At 68.6% G+C, this 13994-nt stretch carries 16 protein-coding genes, 1 tRNA gene and 1 pseudogene; 8 read left to right on the top strand and 10 right to left on the bottom strand.

All coding sequences use genetic code 11. The features are described 5' to 3' along the window. The first annotated feature begins 127 nt into the window (after positions 1–127). Both fabB and Q7S93_RS09745 read left to right on the top strand, forming a co-directional pair. The gene (gene fabB / locus Q7S93_RS09750; protein WP_304713688.1) at positions 128–1342 is read left to right on the top strand and encodes a beta-ketoacyl-ACP synthase I; all 1215 of its coding nucleotides are present in this window, start codon (positions 128–130) and stop codon (positions 1340–1342) included. Between the two features lie 40 nt (positions 1343–1382). Next, complete coding sequence (locus tag Q7S93_RS09745; RefSeq protein WP_304713687.1) at positions 1383–2195, top strand: enoyl-ACP reductase FabI; 813 nt, start codon at positions 1383–1385, stop codon at positions 2193–2195. 78 nt (positions 2196–2273) lie between these two features. Here Q7S93_RS09745 and Q7S93_RS09740 read toward each other — a convergent pair whose 3' ends face one another. Genes Q7S93_RS09740 through Q7S93_RS09730 form a run of 3 tightly spaced genes read right to left on the bottom strand, consistent with a single transcriptional unit; the run spans position 2274 to position 5674 of the window. Further along, positions 2274–2885 carry a TetR/AcrR family transcriptional regulator gene (locus tag Q7S93_RS09740; RefSeq protein WP_304713686.1) on the bottom strand — a complete coding sequence of 204 codons (612 nt, stop codon included), beginning with the start codon at positions 2883–2885 and terminating at the stop codon, positions 2274–2276. Continuing rightward, positions 2885–4555, bottom strand: coding sequence for a DHA2 family efflux MFS transporter permease subunit (locus Q7S93_RS09735; RefSeq protein ID WP_304713685.1), 1671 nt, complete (start codon positions 4553–4555; stop codon positions 2885–2887). Before Q7S93_RS09735 ends, Q7S93_RS09740 begins: the two co-directional genes overlap by 1 nt. Before the next feature lie 15 nt (positions 4556–4570). Further along, positions 4571–5674: an HlyD family secretion protein gene (locus Q7S93_RS09730; RefSeq protein WP_304713684.1), complete on the bottom strand. Its 1104-nt coding sequence runs from the start codon at positions 5672–5674 to the stop codon at positions 4571–4573. Positions 5675–5874: 200 nt separating this feature from the next. Here Q7S93_RS09730 and Q7S93_RS09725 point away from each other — a divergent pair, with 200 nt between their 5' ends. Beyond that, a complete protein-coding gene (locus Q7S93_RS09725; RefSeq protein ID WP_304713683.1) occupies positions 5875–7125 on the top strand; it encodes a UbiH/UbiF/VisC/COQ6 family ubiquinone biosynthesis hydroxylase in 1251 nt (416 codons plus the stop codon). A gap of 24 nt (positions 7126–7149) precedes the next feature. Here Q7S93_RS09725 and Q7S93_RS09720 read toward each other — a convergent pair whose 3' ends face one another. The 4 genes from Q7S93_RS09720 to Q7S93_RS09705 form a co-directional block, all read right to left on the bottom strand. Beyond that, the gene (locus tag Q7S93_RS09720; RefSeq protein WP_304713682.1) at positions 7150–7386 is read right to left on the bottom strand and encodes a Trm112 family protein; all 237 of its coding nucleotides are present in this window, start codon (positions 7384–7386) and stop codon (positions 7150–7152) included. 22 nt (positions 7387–7408) lie between these two features. Beyond that, complete coding sequence (locus tag Q7S93_RS09715; protein ID WP_304713689.1) at positions 7409–8068, bottom strand: LON peptidase substrate-binding domain-containing protein; 660 nt, start codon at positions 8066–8068, stop codon at positions 7409–7411. 16 nt (positions 8069–8084) lie between these two features. Further along, a complete protein-coding gene (locus tag Q7S93_RS09710) occupies positions 8085–8981 on the bottom strand; it encodes a thioredoxin family protein (RefSeq protein ID WP_304713681.1) in 897 nt (298 codons plus the stop codon). 87 nt (positions 8982–9068) lie between these two features. Continuing rightward, positions 9069–9590, bottom strand: coding sequence for a prolyl-tRNA synthetase associated domain-containing protein (locus Q7S93_RS09705; RefSeq protein ID WP_304713680.1), 522 nt, complete (start codon positions 9588–9590; stop codon positions 9069–9071). Between the two features lie 112 nt (positions 9591–9702). Between Q7S93_RS09705 and Q7S93_RS09700 the strand changes: the two genes are divergently transcribed. The 3 genes from Q7S93_RS09700 (at position 9703) to Q7S93_RS09690 (ending at position 11003) form a co-directional block, all read left to right on the top strand. Beyond that, positions 9703–10446 carry a DUF6065 family protein gene (locus Q7S93_RS09700; protein ID WP_304713679.1) on the top strand — a complete coding sequence of 248 codons (744 nt, stop codon included), beginning with the start codon at positions 9703–9705 and terminating at the stop codon, positions 10444–10446. An 81-nt stretch (positions 10447–10527) separates the two neighbouring features. Then, positions 10528–10602, top strand: a tRNA-Gly gene (locus Q7S93_RS09695). A gap of 203 nt (positions 10603–10805) precedes the next feature. Then, complete coding sequence (locus Q7S93_RS09690) at positions 10806–11003, top strand: hypothetical protein (RefSeq protein WP_304713678.1); 198 nt, start codon at positions 10806–10808, stop codon at positions 11001–11003. A 79-nt stretch (positions 11004–11082) separates the two neighbouring features. On the opposite strand, the gene Q7S93_RS09685 is transcribed toward Q7S93_RS09690, so the two are convergent. Beyond that, positions 11083–11658, bottom strand: coding sequence for a CC0125/CC1285 family lipoprotein (locus tag Q7S93_RS09685; RefSeq protein ID WP_304713677.1), 576 nt, complete (start codon positions 11656–11658; stop codon positions 11083–11085). 324 nt (positions 11659–11982) lie between these two features. Between Q7S93_RS09685 and Q7S93_RS09680 the strand changes: the two genes are divergently transcribed. Beyond that, on the top strand, positions 11983–12753 hold the full coding sequence (locus tag Q7S93_RS09680; RefSeq protein ID WP_304713676.1) for a sulfite exporter TauE/SafE family protein: 771 nt from the start codon (positions 11983–11985) through the stop codon (positions 12751–12753). Between the two features lie 24 nt (positions 12754–12777). Here Q7S93_RS09680 and Q7S93_RS09675 read toward each other — a convergent pair whose 3' ends face one another. Then, positions 12778–13182 (bottom strand): MAPEG family protein, encoded by a 405-nt coding sequence (locus Q7S93_RS09675; RefSeq protein WP_304713675.1) that lies wholly within the window; start codon positions 13180–13182, stop codon positions 12778–12780. A 137-nt stretch (positions 13183–13319) separates the two neighbouring features. On the opposite strand from Q7S93_RS09675, the gene Q7S93_RS09670 reads away from it, so the two are divergent. Then, the gene (locus tag Q7S93_RS09670; protein WP_304713674.1) at positions 13320–13526 is read left to right on the top strand and encodes a KTSC domain-containing protein; all 207 of its coding nucleotides are present in this window, start codon (positions 13320–13322) and stop codon (positions 13524–13526) included. Positions 13527–13532: 6 nt separating this feature from the next. Here Q7S93_RS09670 and Q7S93_RS09665 read toward each other — a convergent pair. After that, positions 13533–13994: pseudogene (locus Q7S93_RS09665) on the bottom strand (argininosuccinate synthase domain-containing protein); the annotation flags it as partial.

Raw genomic sequence — 13994 nt, 5'->3', positions numbered from 1 at the left:
GGCAAGCCTATCTATGAGGCCAAGGATCTGCGTGTGGGTCTGTTCGACCCCGCGACCATGGTCTGAAGCGTCCAAGAAATAACAAGACGGGCGGTGATACCGCCCTCGGGAACAGCAAGGAGTCGCCATGCGTCGCGTCGTGGTCACCGGTATCGGCATCGTTTCGTCGATCGGCAACAACGCCAATGAAGTCCTCGCCTCGCTGCGGGAAGCCAAAAGCGGTGTGACCTTCGCGCCCGACTACGCCGAGCTCGGCTTCCGCTGCCAGGTCCGGGCCATCCCGGACATCGACTGGGAGTCGATGGTCGACCGCCGCGCCGCCCGCTTCCTGTCTTCGGGCACCGCCTACGCCCACATCGCCATGGACCAGGCCATCGCCGACAGCGGCCTGGAAGAGTCCGAGATTTCCAACGAGCGCACCGGCCTGATCGTCGGGGCCGGCGGCCCGTCCACCAAGGTCATCGTCGAGGCCGCCGCCACGACCCGCGAAAAGGGCCCCAAGCGCATCGGCCCGTTCGCGGTGCCCAAAGCCATGAGCAGCGGCCCCTCGGCTGTGCTGGCCACCTGGTTCAAGATCCGCGGCCTCAACTTCTCGATCAGTTCGGCCTGCGCCACCTCCACCCACTGCATCGGCTCGGCCTATGAGCAGATTCAGCTGGGCAAGCAGGACGTGGTGTTCGCTGGCGGAACCGAGGAGCTGGACTGGAGCCTTTCGGTCCTGTTCGACGCCATGGGCGCTATGAGCTCCAACTTCAACGACCGTCCCTCCACCGCCAGCCGGGCCTATGACGAGGCCCGAGACGGCTTCGTGATCGCCGGCGGCGCCGGGATCGTGGTGCTGGAGGAATGGGAGCGGGCCAAGGCCCGGGGCGCAAAGATCTATGGCGAGATCATCGGCTATGCGGCCAATTCCGACGGCTTCGACATGGTCGCCCCCTCGGGCGAAGGCGCGGTGCGCTGCATGAAGCTGGCCATGGAAGGCCTGGGCGGGCGGAAGATCGACTATCTGAACCCGCACGGCACCTCGACGCCGGTGGGCGACTCCAAGGAGATGCAGGCCGTCCGCGACGTGTTCGGGGATGCGGCCCCGTTCATCTCCTCGACCAAGTCCCTGACCGGCCACAGCCTGGGGGCGGCCGGGGCGCAGGAGGCGATCTATTCGCTGCTGATGCTCAACAACGACTTCATGGCCAAGAGCGCCCATATCGAAAACCTGGACCCGGCCTTCGCCGACATGCCGATCCTGCGCGAGCGCCGCGACGGCGCCTTCGAGACGGTGATGTCCAACAGCTTCGGGTTCGGCGGCACCAATGGCTGTCTGGTGATGGCCAAGGCCAGCTAGACCAGCGCGACCTGAGAATCGACAGAACGGCGAGGAAGCCATGGCTGACGACTACGACATGCCCAAGGGCGAACTGATGAAGGGCAAGAAGGGGGTGGTGACCGGCGTCGCCAACCACCAGTCCATCGCCTTTGGCATCGCCTCGCAACTGGCCGCCCAGGGCGCCGAGATGGCCTTCCTGCACCTGCCGGGCATGGAGCGCCGGGTCCAGCCGCTGGCCGAACAGCTCGGCGTCAAGGTCACCGCCCCAGTCGACGTCACCGACGACGCGGCCATGGACACCGCCTTCAAGACGGTGGCTGACGCCCTGGGCGAGATCGACTTCTTCGTCCACGCCATCGCGTTCGCCAACAAGGATGAGCTCAAGGGCTCCTTCGTCGAAAACACCACCCGCGAGGGCTTCCTGCGGGCCATGGACATCTCGGTCTATTCGTTCGTCGACTGCGCGCGCCGCGCCGCGGCCATGATGCCGAACGGCGGCTCCATCGTCTGCCTGACCTATCTGGGCGCCGAGCGGGCCATCCCCAACTACAACACCATGGGCGTGGCCAAGGCCGGCCTGGAGGCCGCCACCCGCTACGCCGCCCGCGACCTCGGCCCCAGCGACATCCGCGTCAACGCCATCTCGGCCGGCGCCATGCGCACCCTGTCCCTGGCCGGCATTTCCGGCGGCCGCGGCATGCTGGCCCAGGGCCGCGCCATGTCGGCCATGAAGGCCGACACCTCGATGGAAGGGGTGGCCGGCGCCGCGCTCTGGCTGCTGTCGGACCTGGGCCGCTCCACCACCGGCGAGGTGGTGCATGTGGATGCCGGCTTCCACATCATGGGCATACCCGACTCCGCCGAGGGCTAGACCGCATTCCGATAAGGGGGAATCGGTTATCGGACCAAAACGCGCTCAAGACTTAGAGTTTAGGCCCGGCCTTTCGCTTCAGGGCGCGGCGTAGGCCTTCAGGAACCGCCGGGCGGCGGCCCGGGCGATGCGGTCGATGTCGTCAGCCGTGGCGGTCTGCTCGACCCCCAGCAGGCCGGCGATCTGGCGAACCCCGATGACCATGCCGGCGAAGAAGTCGGCCCCCTGGTCGGGATCATCCACGCTCATGCGGCCGGCCGCGGTCTCGTCGCGCAGGAAGTCGGCCAGCCGGCGGCGCGAGGTGCGCGGCCCGGCCTCGTAGAAGGCCCGCGCCAGGTCGGGCATGTCGTCGGCCGCCTGCACCGCCATCTTCACCAGCGCCCGCCCATGGGGCCGCAGCACCATCTCCAGCATCACCCGGCCAAAGCCCGCCAGGGCCTCTTCCGGGTGGTCAAGGGCGCCGGGCGCCAGCAGGGGGGCGGCGATCTCGTCCACCCGGCGGTCGACGATGGCCCGGATCAGATCGGCCTTGGAGCCGAAGTGATTATAGATGGTCTGCTTGGAGACCCCGGCCCGCCGGGCGATCTCGCCCATTGGCGTCGACAGGCCGCACTCCCCCAGCGCGGCGGCGGCGGCGTCCAGTATGGCCTGGCTCTTGGCCTGATCGATCTGTCCCGGCAACCTGGGCATCAGTGACCTCCGGGGGCCGGCGCGGTGGGCGCCTTGGCGGGGGCGGCGAACAGGGCCAGGACGGCGGCCATGGCGCAGCCCGCCGCCAGGACGAAGAAGGCGTCGCCAAAGGCCAGCACCGAGGCCTGGCGGTTCAGCATGCCCGCAAAGGCCTTCCGGGCCGCCCCCTCGGGATCGAAGACGCCGCGGGCCTCCATCATGCTGGTCAGGCCCTCCAGCATGGTCTGACTCTCCAGATTGCCCAGGCTGACGGCGGCCGTGAGGTCCCCATAGTGGACCGCCGTCTGATGGGTGAGGACGGTGGTCAGCACCGCCAGACCCACCGCGCCGCCCACATTGCGGATCAGGTTCACCAGGGACGAGGCGTCCTTCATCATCGAGACCGGCAGGGTCGAGACGCTCATCTGCTGGGCGGCGATCATGGCGATCATCACCCCGATCCCCCGCCAGGCCTGCAGGCCGGCGAACTGCCAGAAGCCCCAGTCCTCGGTGACCCGGGCGCCCAGCCCGACCCCATAGGCGGCCAGGCCGAAGCCCAGGACCATGGGAATGCGCGCGTCCATGGCCCGCACCAGCCGGCCGGCGATCGGCGCCGAGATGAACATGACAAGCCCGGAGATCAGCATGGTGGTCCCGACCTCGGCCGCCGAATAGTGGCGGATCTGGCCAAGGAACAGGGGCAGGATGAAGGTGCCGCCGAACAGGCTGGCGCCGGCCACGAAGTTCATCACCATGCCGAGGCTGAAATTGCGGTCCTGGAACGGCCGCAGGGAGACGATGGGCTTGGCGTAGGTCAGCTGGCGCCAGATGAAGGCCGCGCCGGTCAGCGCCGCGGCCACGGTCAGCCACAGGATCAGCGGCTCGTCGAACCAGCCCTCCTTGGCGCCCTCCTCGATCACATACTGCATGGAGAGCAGGAAGACCGTCATCAGACCGACGCCCCACCAGTCCACCCCCTTGGCCAGGGAGCGATCCCCCTGGTCGAAGGTGGCGTAGCGGCCGACCAGGAAGATCACCAGCAGGCCCACGGGCGCATTGATGAAGAACAGCCAGCGCCAGCCGAGGCTGTCGGTCAGATGGCCGCCCAGGGTCGGGCCGATGGTGGGGGCGAGGGTGACGATGAGGCCGACGATCACATTGGCCGTCACCCGCTTGTCGGGCGGGAACACCGTCATGGCCGTGGCGAACACCGCCGGGATCATCGCGCCGGCCGCCAGGCCCTGGAAGGCCCGCATGATGATCATCATCTCCACACTGGTGGAGAGGCCGGTGAGGATCGAGGTGACGATGAAGGCGCCGGCGGCCACCACATAGACCGGCCGGGTGCCGAACATGCGGGTCAGGTAGGCCGTCAGCGGGATGATGACGACCTCGGCCAGAAGATAGATGGTCTGGACCCAGCTGATCTGGTCGGCGCTGGCCCCGATGCCGGCCTGGATCTGGGTCAGGGAGGCCGCGACGATCTGGATGTCCAGGATGGCCATGAACTGGCCGATCACCATGCCGCCGAAGCCCAGGAAGATCTTGGGCCAGTCCACCTCGCCCGCCGCGTCGGTCACGCTGGCCGGCGCCGGGGCCTGGGCCACCGACGGGGTGTCTGGCGGGGTGTCTGGCGGGGCGTCCGGCTGCCGCCGGGGCAGATCTGCGGGATCGAGGGTTTCGTCGGTCATGACGCCCGGCCGGCCCTAGCGCGCGGCGGCCTGGACGACGGCGCCGGACATGGCGTCGGCGAAGGTCGCCCCGGGGGTTTCGCGCACGTCCACCTTGACCTCGACAGAGAGGCCCGGCCGCAGGGCGCCGGCCAGGGGCTGGCCGGGATCGATGGCGATGCGGACCGGCAGGCGCTGGGCGATCTTGGTGAAGTTGCCCACGGCGTTCTCCACCGGGATCAGGGCGAATTCCGAGCCGGTGGCCGGGGCGAAGCTCTCGATCCGGCCCGTCAGGGTCTGGCCGCCGAAGGCGTCGGCCTTGACCTCGACGCTCTGGCCGATGCTCAGGCGGGCGACCTGGGTCTCCTTGAAATTGGCCACCACATAGGATTGCCCCACCGGCACGATGCTCATCAGGGTCCCGCCAGGACGCACATACTGGCCGGGACGCACGGCGCGGGCGCCCACCACGCCCGCCACCGGGGCGCGGATCTCGGTGCGCGACAGGTCGATGCGCGCCTGGTCCACAGCCGCCCGCGCCGCGGTGGCCTCAGCCTGGGTCTGGGCCTTGGCCGAGCCCAGGGACTGGGCGGTGCGGCGCTCGGCCTCCAGGGTGGCCTGGGCCTCGGCCACAGCGGCCTCGGCCTGGCGGGCGCCGGCCCGCACGGTCTGGACCCGCTGGGCCGACACCCAGCCCTCCGTCGACAGGCGCTGGTAGCGGTCCATCTCGGCCTGGGCGAGCTGGGCCTGGGCCCGGGCGCTCTGCAGGCCGGCCGCCTTCTGGGCGATCATCGCCTCTTCCAGGGCGGCCCGGTCATCGACCCCCCGTACGGCGGCGTCGAGGGCCTGCGCCCGGGCGGTCGCCTGGGCGAGGCCGGCCTCGATCGTGGCCGCGTCGATCCGCGCCAGCACCTGGCCCTTCTGGACCACGGCGTTGTCGGCCACCAGGACCTCGGTGACATAGCCGTCGATCTGCGGCGCCACCGAGACGGTGTCGGCCTGGGCGAAGGCGTTGTCGGTGGTTTCGAAATGCTGGCGCTCGACCCACCACATCGCGCCGCCGATCCCCACGGCCAGGAGGACGGCGGCGCCGATCAGGGGAACCGGCTTGATGCGGGAGACAATGTCACGAATGGCCATGGGACAGACTTCGAAATTGGCCGCGACAGGTCCGCAGGCCCAGGTTCAAAAATGGACTCATGCGTCCATGTCCTCGCCTCTAGACCCGCGTCCGTGGCCGGGCAAGGGAAAAATGGACTGATGAGTCCATCGTCTTTTCCCGGGTCCTGATCGCCCGCCGCCACTGGACGGCGGCGGCGTGGGCGCGCCATATCCGTGTCATGGACACCACCGATCCCGACGTGATCATCGCCGGCGCGGGCATAGCCGGCGCCACCCTGGCGCTCGCCCTGGCCCAGGGGGGACTGAAGCCGGTCCTGATCGACCCCGCGCCGTTCGAAACCCAACTGGCGCCGGCCTTCGACGGGCGCGCCTCGGCCATCGCCTATGCCGCCTTCCGCCAGTGGAAGACCCTGGGGGTGGGCGAGGCGCTGGCCCCCCACGCCCAGCGGATCGAGCAGATCCTGGTCACCGACGGCCGCACGCCGGGCGCCGCCACCCCGGCCCCCCTGCCCTTTCACCTGCGGTTCGACTCCGCCGAGATCGCCGATCGTTCGGACGGCGAGCCCCTGGGCTATCTGCTGGAGAACCGGCAGACCCGCGCGGCCCTGTCTCAGGCCGTGGTCGCCGCCGGCATCCCCGTCCTGGCGCCGGCCCGGGTGGCCAGCGCCCAGTTCGAAAAGGGCGCCGCCGTGGTCACCCTGGAGGACGGTCAGGTTCTACGGGCGCCGCTCGCCATCGGCGCGGAGGGGCGCGGCTCGGTGCTGCGCAAGGCGGCCGGCATAGGCGCCATCGGCTGGGACTATCGGCAGACCGGCGTGGTGGCCACCGTGCGCCTGGACCGCCCCCATGAGGGGGTGGCCCACGAGTACTTCCTGCCCAGCGGCCCCTTCGCCATCCTGCCCCTGACCGACAACCGGGCGAGCCTGGTCTGGACCGAGAGCACGGCCCGGGGCGCGGCGCTGAAGTCGGCCCGGCCGGAGATCTTCCACGCCCATCTGATGCGCCGGTTCGGCGCCTTTCTCGGACAGGCGCGGCTGGAGGGACCGGTCTTCTCCTATCCCCTGTCGCTGCAGCTCGCCGAGCGGTTCGCCGCCCCGCGGCTGGCCCTGCTGGGGGACGCCGCCCACGGGGTCCATCCCATCGCCGGTCAGGGTCTGAACCTCGGCCTGAAGGGCGCCGCGGCGCTGGCCCAGGTGCTGGTGGACGCCGCCCGCCTGGGGGAGGACCTGGGGTCTGAGGTGGTGCTGGAGCGCTACGCCCGCTGGCGCAGGTTCGACACCGCCATGCTCAGCGCCGGCATGGACGCCTTCGTCCACCTGTTCTCGAACGACAACCCGGTGCTGCGCCTGGCGCGGGGGGCGGGCATGGCGGCGGTCAACCGCATCGCCCCGGCCCGTACGATGTTCATGCAGGAGGCGGGCGGCGCCTTTGGCGACCTGCCCCGCCTGTTGCGCGGCGAGGCCCTCTGAGGGGCCTTCCAGGCCTCCGGAGCCTCAGGCCTCCAGGGCGCGGGCTTCTTCCGGCAGCATGATCGGCACGCCGTCGCGGATCGGATAGGCCAGTTTGGCGCCCTGGCTGATCAGCTCGGCCTTGTCGCGGTCATAGTCCAGCCGCCCGTGGGTCACGGGGCAGACCAGGATTTCCAGCAGGCGGGGATCGATCTCGGCGGTCAGGGCCGGAAAGGGCTCGGCCGCGGCGTCGGTCTCGGGGGGCGAGGCGTCTTGGGTCATGGCCGTTCCTTAGCCCAGGGGATTACTGCACGCTATGGGGCGCGCCGTCGTCGTCTTCCAGGGCGTCGATCTCCAAGAGGGCGGTCAGGGTGCGGATGCGGGCGGCCAGGGTCTCGGCCTCCAGCAGGGCCTGCTTTTCCGAGGGCTCGAAGGGCAGGCCCATGGTCAGGCTGGTGACCAGGGGCTCGATCGGGGCGCTCAGGGCGGTCTCGTCGTCGACGTCCAGTTCGCGACGATTGAGATAGCGCTTCAACGCCTTGGCGAACCGCTCCCGGTCCATCTCCGGGGCGTCCTGGTTTTCCGGCGACAGGTCCGGCTCGAACGATGCGAAATCCACCCGGATCTGGCGATAGGGCGTGCGGGCCGAAATCTCCTCGCCGACGGCGAAGCGGCAGACCCCGGTCAGGGTGATCAGATAGCGGCCATCCGAGGTTTCGGCGAAACTGGTGATCCGTCCGGCGCAGCCGACACTGGTCAGGTTCGGCCGGGCGCGTTCGCCGCCGGCGCGGGTCTGGATCATGCCGATGACCCGGTCCCCGGCCATGGCGTCGTCCACCATGTTCAGATAGCGCGGCTCGAAGACCTGCAGCGGCAGTTCGCCGCCGGGCAGCAGGATCGCGCCGTCCAGGGGAAAGATGGGGATGATCTGCGGCAAGTCCGCCGTCCGCCGGTAGCCCGGCATCGTCTTCACCTCGCGTCTATGAGAACAGGATCGCCGAGAGCCGCTTGCGGCCGCTGCGGGCCACTTCCGAGCCGGGGCCCGCGGCTTCGAAGATGGTGAGGAGTTGCTTGCGCGCCGCATCGTCATTCCAGTTCCGATCGCGCTCGATGATCTGCAGGAGGTGGTCGGCGGCGGCGTCCATGCGCCCATGGCCGGCCAGGGCCTTGGCCAGCGCCAGGCGCGCCTCGTGGTCGTCGGGATCGGCCGCCAGGCGAGTCTCGAAGGCGCTGGTGTCCGACGGCGCCTCGGCGGCCAGGTTCAGGGCCGCCCGCACGCTGTCGAGATCGGCGTCCTTGGCGTCGGCCGGCGCCATGTCGAGGATTTCCCGGGCGCGGTCGGGCTCGCCGCCGGCCATATAGCAGCGGGCGAGCCCGCCCAGGGCCTTCAGGTTGTCTGGCTCCGCCTGCAGCACCTGGGCGAAGCCCTGGGCCGCGAGAGGGAGATCGCCGGCCTCGAGGGCGGCCTTGGCCATATCCAGCATCTCGCCCACGCCGTCGGCCGGCGCCATGGCCGCCAGCTTGTCGACAAAGGCCTTCACCTGGCTGTCGGGCAGGGCGCCCATGAAGCCGTCCACTGGCCGGCCGCCGAAGAAGGCGAACACCGCGGGGATCGACTGCACCCGCAGCTGTTCGGCGAAGGCGGGGTTCTTGTCGATGTCGATCTTGACCATCTTGACCTTGCCCTTGGCGGCGGTGACCGCCTTTTCCAGGGCCGGGCCGAGCTGCCGGCAAGGGCCGCACCAGGGCGCCCAGAAATCCACGATGACCGGGGTGTCCTGACTGGCCTCGACCACGTCGGCCATGAAGCTGGCGTCGGTGGCGTCCTTGATCAGGTCGCCGGCTGGGGCGGCGGCGGTCTCTCCGATAAGGGTCATGGCGAACTCGTCTTCCTGGTCTGACTTGGGCAACGCGGCAGCCCTAAGATGGTCGCATGGCTCTTCGGCTTCAACGGAAGGTTTGTCTCAGCCCAAGGTTTGCGGGCCGACGACCGCCATGGCCTCGAAGTCCACGATCAGCGGCTCGACCCCGACCGCCGCGAGGAAGGCCCGCAGGCCCGCCTGATCCACAGCGGTCGTGGCGGTATTGGTCAGGGGGTGAAAGTTCACCAGCGGCGCCTGCGCCAACACCTTGTCCAGCACGAAGGTCACCTTGCGCGCCACGTCGTTCAGCAGGGCGAAGGCGGTGACCGAGCCCGGGGTGACGCCCAGGGTCTCGACCATCAGCGCTTCCCGGCCGAAGGAGAGCCTGGCCGCCCCGATCACCGGCGGCAGGCGCTTCAGGTCGATGGTCGTCCGGTCGGCGGCCGAGATGAGCCACAGGCGATCCTTGGCGTCCTTGAGGAACAGGTTCTTGGTGTGGGCGCCAGGCAGGCCGGCCTTGATCTCCTCGCCTTCGCCCACCCGGAAGACGGCGGGATGATCCACCGTCCTGTGGGCGATCTGGTGAGCGTCGAGGAAGGCGAGAAGGCCGTCGCGGGTGTGCATGGCCTCCTCATAAGGCCGCAAAGCCCATCGTGGAACTGGACGAGGCCACGGGCGGCTGGCTAGAGCAGGAGGAGGCCGGCCTGCGGCCCCTCGTCGAAAGGTTGGACGCCCCATGGAGCTTGAGTGCTATCCCACCGCAGACCGGCCCCCGGAGATCGTGCCCGGCCGGCCGCAGCGCGCCTGGATGGAGCATTTCGCCGACCGCCATCCCTATCGCTGCCTGCCGCTGACCATGGCCAACACCAGCGGCTGGGAGATTCTCTGCCCCATGGGGTTCAGCGCCGAATGGAACGGCGGCAATTTCCAGGAAGACATCGTCCTGCAACCGGACAATCCGCACCCGGATTTCCACAACTTCGCCAAGTCGCACTTCAGCCACGGGGTGCTGACCTTCCATCCGGGCTATCTGTTCCGCACGCCGCCCGGCTGGTCGATGATGGCCCAGGGACCGCCCAACCACGTCAAGGACGGCATCCAGCCCCTGGCCGGCCTGGTGGAGACCGACTGGCTGCCCTTCCCCTTCACGATGAACTGGATCTTCACCCGCCCAGGCCGGGTCCACTTCCGCAAGGGCGAACCGTTCTGCTTCATCACCCTGGTCCAGGATAAGCCCCTGGCCGAGTTCCAGCCGGTGATCCGGCCCCTGGCGCGCAATGCCGACCTGCTGGGCCAGTACACCGCTTGGGAGAAGCACCGGACGGAGTTCAACGCCAGGATCTACCGCGCCGACCCCGAGGCCACCAAGGAAGCCTGGCAGCGCTACTATTTCCGCGGGGAGTTCCCCGACGCCGTCGCCGAGGCCCCCAAGGACCACGTCAACAAGCGCCGGCTGAAGGCCCCGAAATTCGGCGGCTAGGCCGCTTGCCAAGGCTGATGTCGTCTGCCATAAGCCCGCTCTCGATTTTCGGGGGCGGCCAACCGGTCGGCATCGAAAAACGCGGGCGTAGCTCAGTGGTAGAGCACAACCTTGCCAAGGTTGGGGTCGAGAGTTCGAATCTCTTCGCCCGCTCCAATTCCCTCCGGGGTCTTGCGGCGAAACTAAAGAAGCGGCCCCCAGCGGGCCGCTTTTTTTGTCTCTGACGAGGCCTTCCGTCTGCGCCGGGTTCAGGCCGCGATCATCGCGCCGCCTGCAACCAAGGGCGCCCTTGCAGCATTTTGCTTCGTGAGGCTCCCGTCGCCGCGGCGGGGACCAACAGAGATGACGGAGGTCCTGCAATGACCGATCAGCGCAACGACAACGACCCGAACGGCCCCAGCTCGCGCCCGGCCCAACCCCTTCCCGAGGGCCAGAAGCATGACCAGCTGAACAAGGACGACCGCAAGGCCGAAACCCGCCAGGAGGCCCTGGTGGACGAGGCGGTGGAGGAGACCTTCCCCGCCAGCGACCCGATCGCGCCCAAGCACATCACCTGAGGGGTCTTCAGGTTCCGACATGAAGAGGGGCGGACCGTCCGGTCCGCCCCTTTTTGATGTCTGCAGACGCAACCGGGCGTTACGGCGCCGGGCGCACGATCCGGGGACCCAGGTTTTCCAGCACCGCCCGGGCGTCGAAGGCGTTGGGATCGCCAGGCGCCTTGGGGCCGCGATACATCACGATCTCGGCCGTGGCCTCGTACCGCTCCACGGTGCGCACATCCATGCGGTCGGCGAAGAAGGGGTCGCCGAAATAGGGGTCCCAGGTGCGCCAGCTATAGGCGGAGTAGTAGCGCCAGTGGGGCCGCCAGTAGGTGTATCTGGGCCCGTACCACGGACTGTAGAAGGGGTCGGGCTGAACATAGGTCCGCGCATCGCGGTCGGTGGCGCGAGTGACGATGGAAAAGCCGTCATAGCCCTGCTGAACGGTCAGTTCGGCGGCGCGATACAGAAGAAAGCCCTCGACGGTCTCGCGGCCGGTCATGCTGTTGCCCGCGAAGCTCACCCGCCAGCGGTCGGGCTCCACCCGCATCTCCGAATAGCCGCCAGACACTGCCGCGCCCGGAAGATTGGGCTGGTACGGGGTCGCCGTGGCGCAGGCGCTGAGCCCGGCCACCAGGGCAAGCGCGGCCACGGGCCCCAGGAGTCGCTTCATTTTCGCTTCGTCCCTATGAGTGAGAACGTCCCTCGAACAGAAGGCGTCATGATGGGTCAACACCGTGGCCCAAATATGGTTTCGCTCAAGGGCTTAGCGCTTCTTGCAATGGACTCTCGCCGATTTCGCGGTGAACTCTTCGTGACGCTCAACCCTTGAGCGAACGGCTATTAGACGCCCGTTTCGGGAGCCAAGTTTCGGGCGTTGGGGCGACTTTAGGTGGGAGAGCCGCGACGCGACAAATTCTGCCTTGTACAATTCAGCTAATTCCTATTGAGACACTAGGATACAGTGTCCGAAGGTTGGCCACACGGGGGCGTCGACGTGGTTTCAGACTTCCTTCTTTTCGCCGCCGTGGGCTTCGGCGCCCAACTGGTCGATGGCGCCCTGGGCATGGCCTACGGGGTGGTCTCCACCACCAGCCTGCTGGCCATGGGGGTGTCGCCGGCCAATGCGTCGGCCAGCGTGCACGCGGCCAAGGTGTTCACCGGCGCGGCCTCGGCCCTGTCTCATGTGGCGCACAAGAACATCAGCTGGCGGCTGCTGGCCCTGCTGGCGGCCGGCGGGATCGTCGGCGGCATCGCCGGCACCTATCTGCTGACCTCGATCGACGGGGAGAAGATCAAGCCCTTCGTGGTGTCTTGGCTCGGCCTGATGGGCCTGGTCATCCTCTATCGGGCCTGGAAGGGCGTGCGGCCCAAGCCATTCTCCTGGAAAAGCCCCCTGCCGCTCGGCGTGGTCGGCGGCTTCTTCGACGCCGTGGGCGGCGGGGGTTGGGGGCCGGTGGTCACCTCAACCCTGCTGGGCTCTGGCGCCGATCCGCGCAAGGCCATCGGCACCACCAACGCCGCGGAGTTCTTCGTCGCCTCGGCGGTCTCGGCGGCCTTCCTCTCGGCCCTGCTGTCGGGGCACTGGGAGACCGAGGGCCTGCGCGATCACCTGTCTTCGGTGCTGGGCCTCATCGCCGGCGGCATCGTCGCCGCGCCCCTGGCGGGCTGGATGACCAAGGTCCTGCCCATTCGGGCCCTGACCTGGTTCGTCGGCGTGCTGGTCACCGGGCTGGCGGTCTGGCAGGCGGCGGTCCTCTTCCTCTGAGGCGCCGCCTGCGCCGCCTGGGGCTCAGGCCCCGATCACCGCCAGGGTCCAGATGATGCGACCCGCGGCGCCGAACAGCAGGACCGCCGCCGCCAGGGCCTGGATCAGGAAGCCCAGTTCGCGCTTGCCAGGATCGGCCACGTAGCCGGTCGCATAGAGCACCCGGCCGATGATCCAGACCACGCCGAGAGCCGCGGCGATCAGGTCGTTCCAATAGATGGCGAACAGCCACAGGGCCGGCAGGAAGATCGGGAGCCATTCCAGGGTGTTGGCCTGCACCCGGATGTGGCGCTCCAGGATCGGATCGCCGGTCATGGCCGGCGCTTCGATTCCCGATACGCCCCGGGCGCGGCCCACCCGAAAGCCCATCCAGACATAGACCAGTATGGCGGCGATGGTGACCAGCGCGACCCAGCTGTGCGGACCCATGGCGAACTCCCCCTCTTATGGCGCAACAAGCTGCGCTGTTGGCCTGAGCTTCGCACGGGCGAGGGGTTGATGGAACTCTGACCGGGGGGCGCCGAGTTGAGCCTATGACGGACACCCGCCATGGAGGCTCTGCGCCCATGCGAACCGAAATTCAGACGATCGCCGACATCGCCTATGACGCCGAACGGACCAGATTGCTGGTCCGTTTCGCCGGCGGCGACAGTTACGTCTATGTGGGCGTGCCGGGCGAGGTGCACCGATCCTTCGTCGATGCGCCTTCACCGGCCGGATTCTTCACCGACCAGATCTGCGATCGCTATCCCTACAACAGGCTTGAGGCCTGAAGCCCGTCAGCGCCCCCGGCGGTCGCGCTTGGCCGAGCCGCGCAGGCGCAGGGCGTTCAGCTTGATGAAGCCGGCGGCGTCGCGCTGGTCGTAAGCCACCTTGCCCTCTTCGAAGGTGACCAGTTCCTGATCATACAGCGAATAGGGGCTGGTGCGGCCGATGACGGTGACATTGCCCTTGTAGAGCTTGACCCGCACCTGGCCCGAGACGTGGGCCTGGGAATGGTCGATGGCCGCCTGCAGCATCTCGCGCTCGGGGCTGAACCAGAAGCCGTTATAGATCAGCTCCGCATAGCGGGGCATCAGCTCGTCCTTCAGGTGGGCGGCGCCGCGGTCCAGGGTGATGGACTCGATGCCCCGGTGGGCGGCCAGCAGGATGGTCCCGCCGGGCGTCTCGTAGACGCCGCGGGACTTCATGCCGACGAAACGGTTCTCCACCAGGTCCAGGCGGCCGATCCCGTTGTCGTG

Origin of the sequence: Phenylobacterium sp., from assembly GCF_030646615.1 — a bacterium.
Classification (GTDB): Bacteria; Pseudomonadota; Alphaproteobacteria; order Caulobacterales; family Caulobacteraceae; genus Phenylobacterium.
This window is presented reverse-complemented; position numbering and strand designations above follow the sequence as displayed.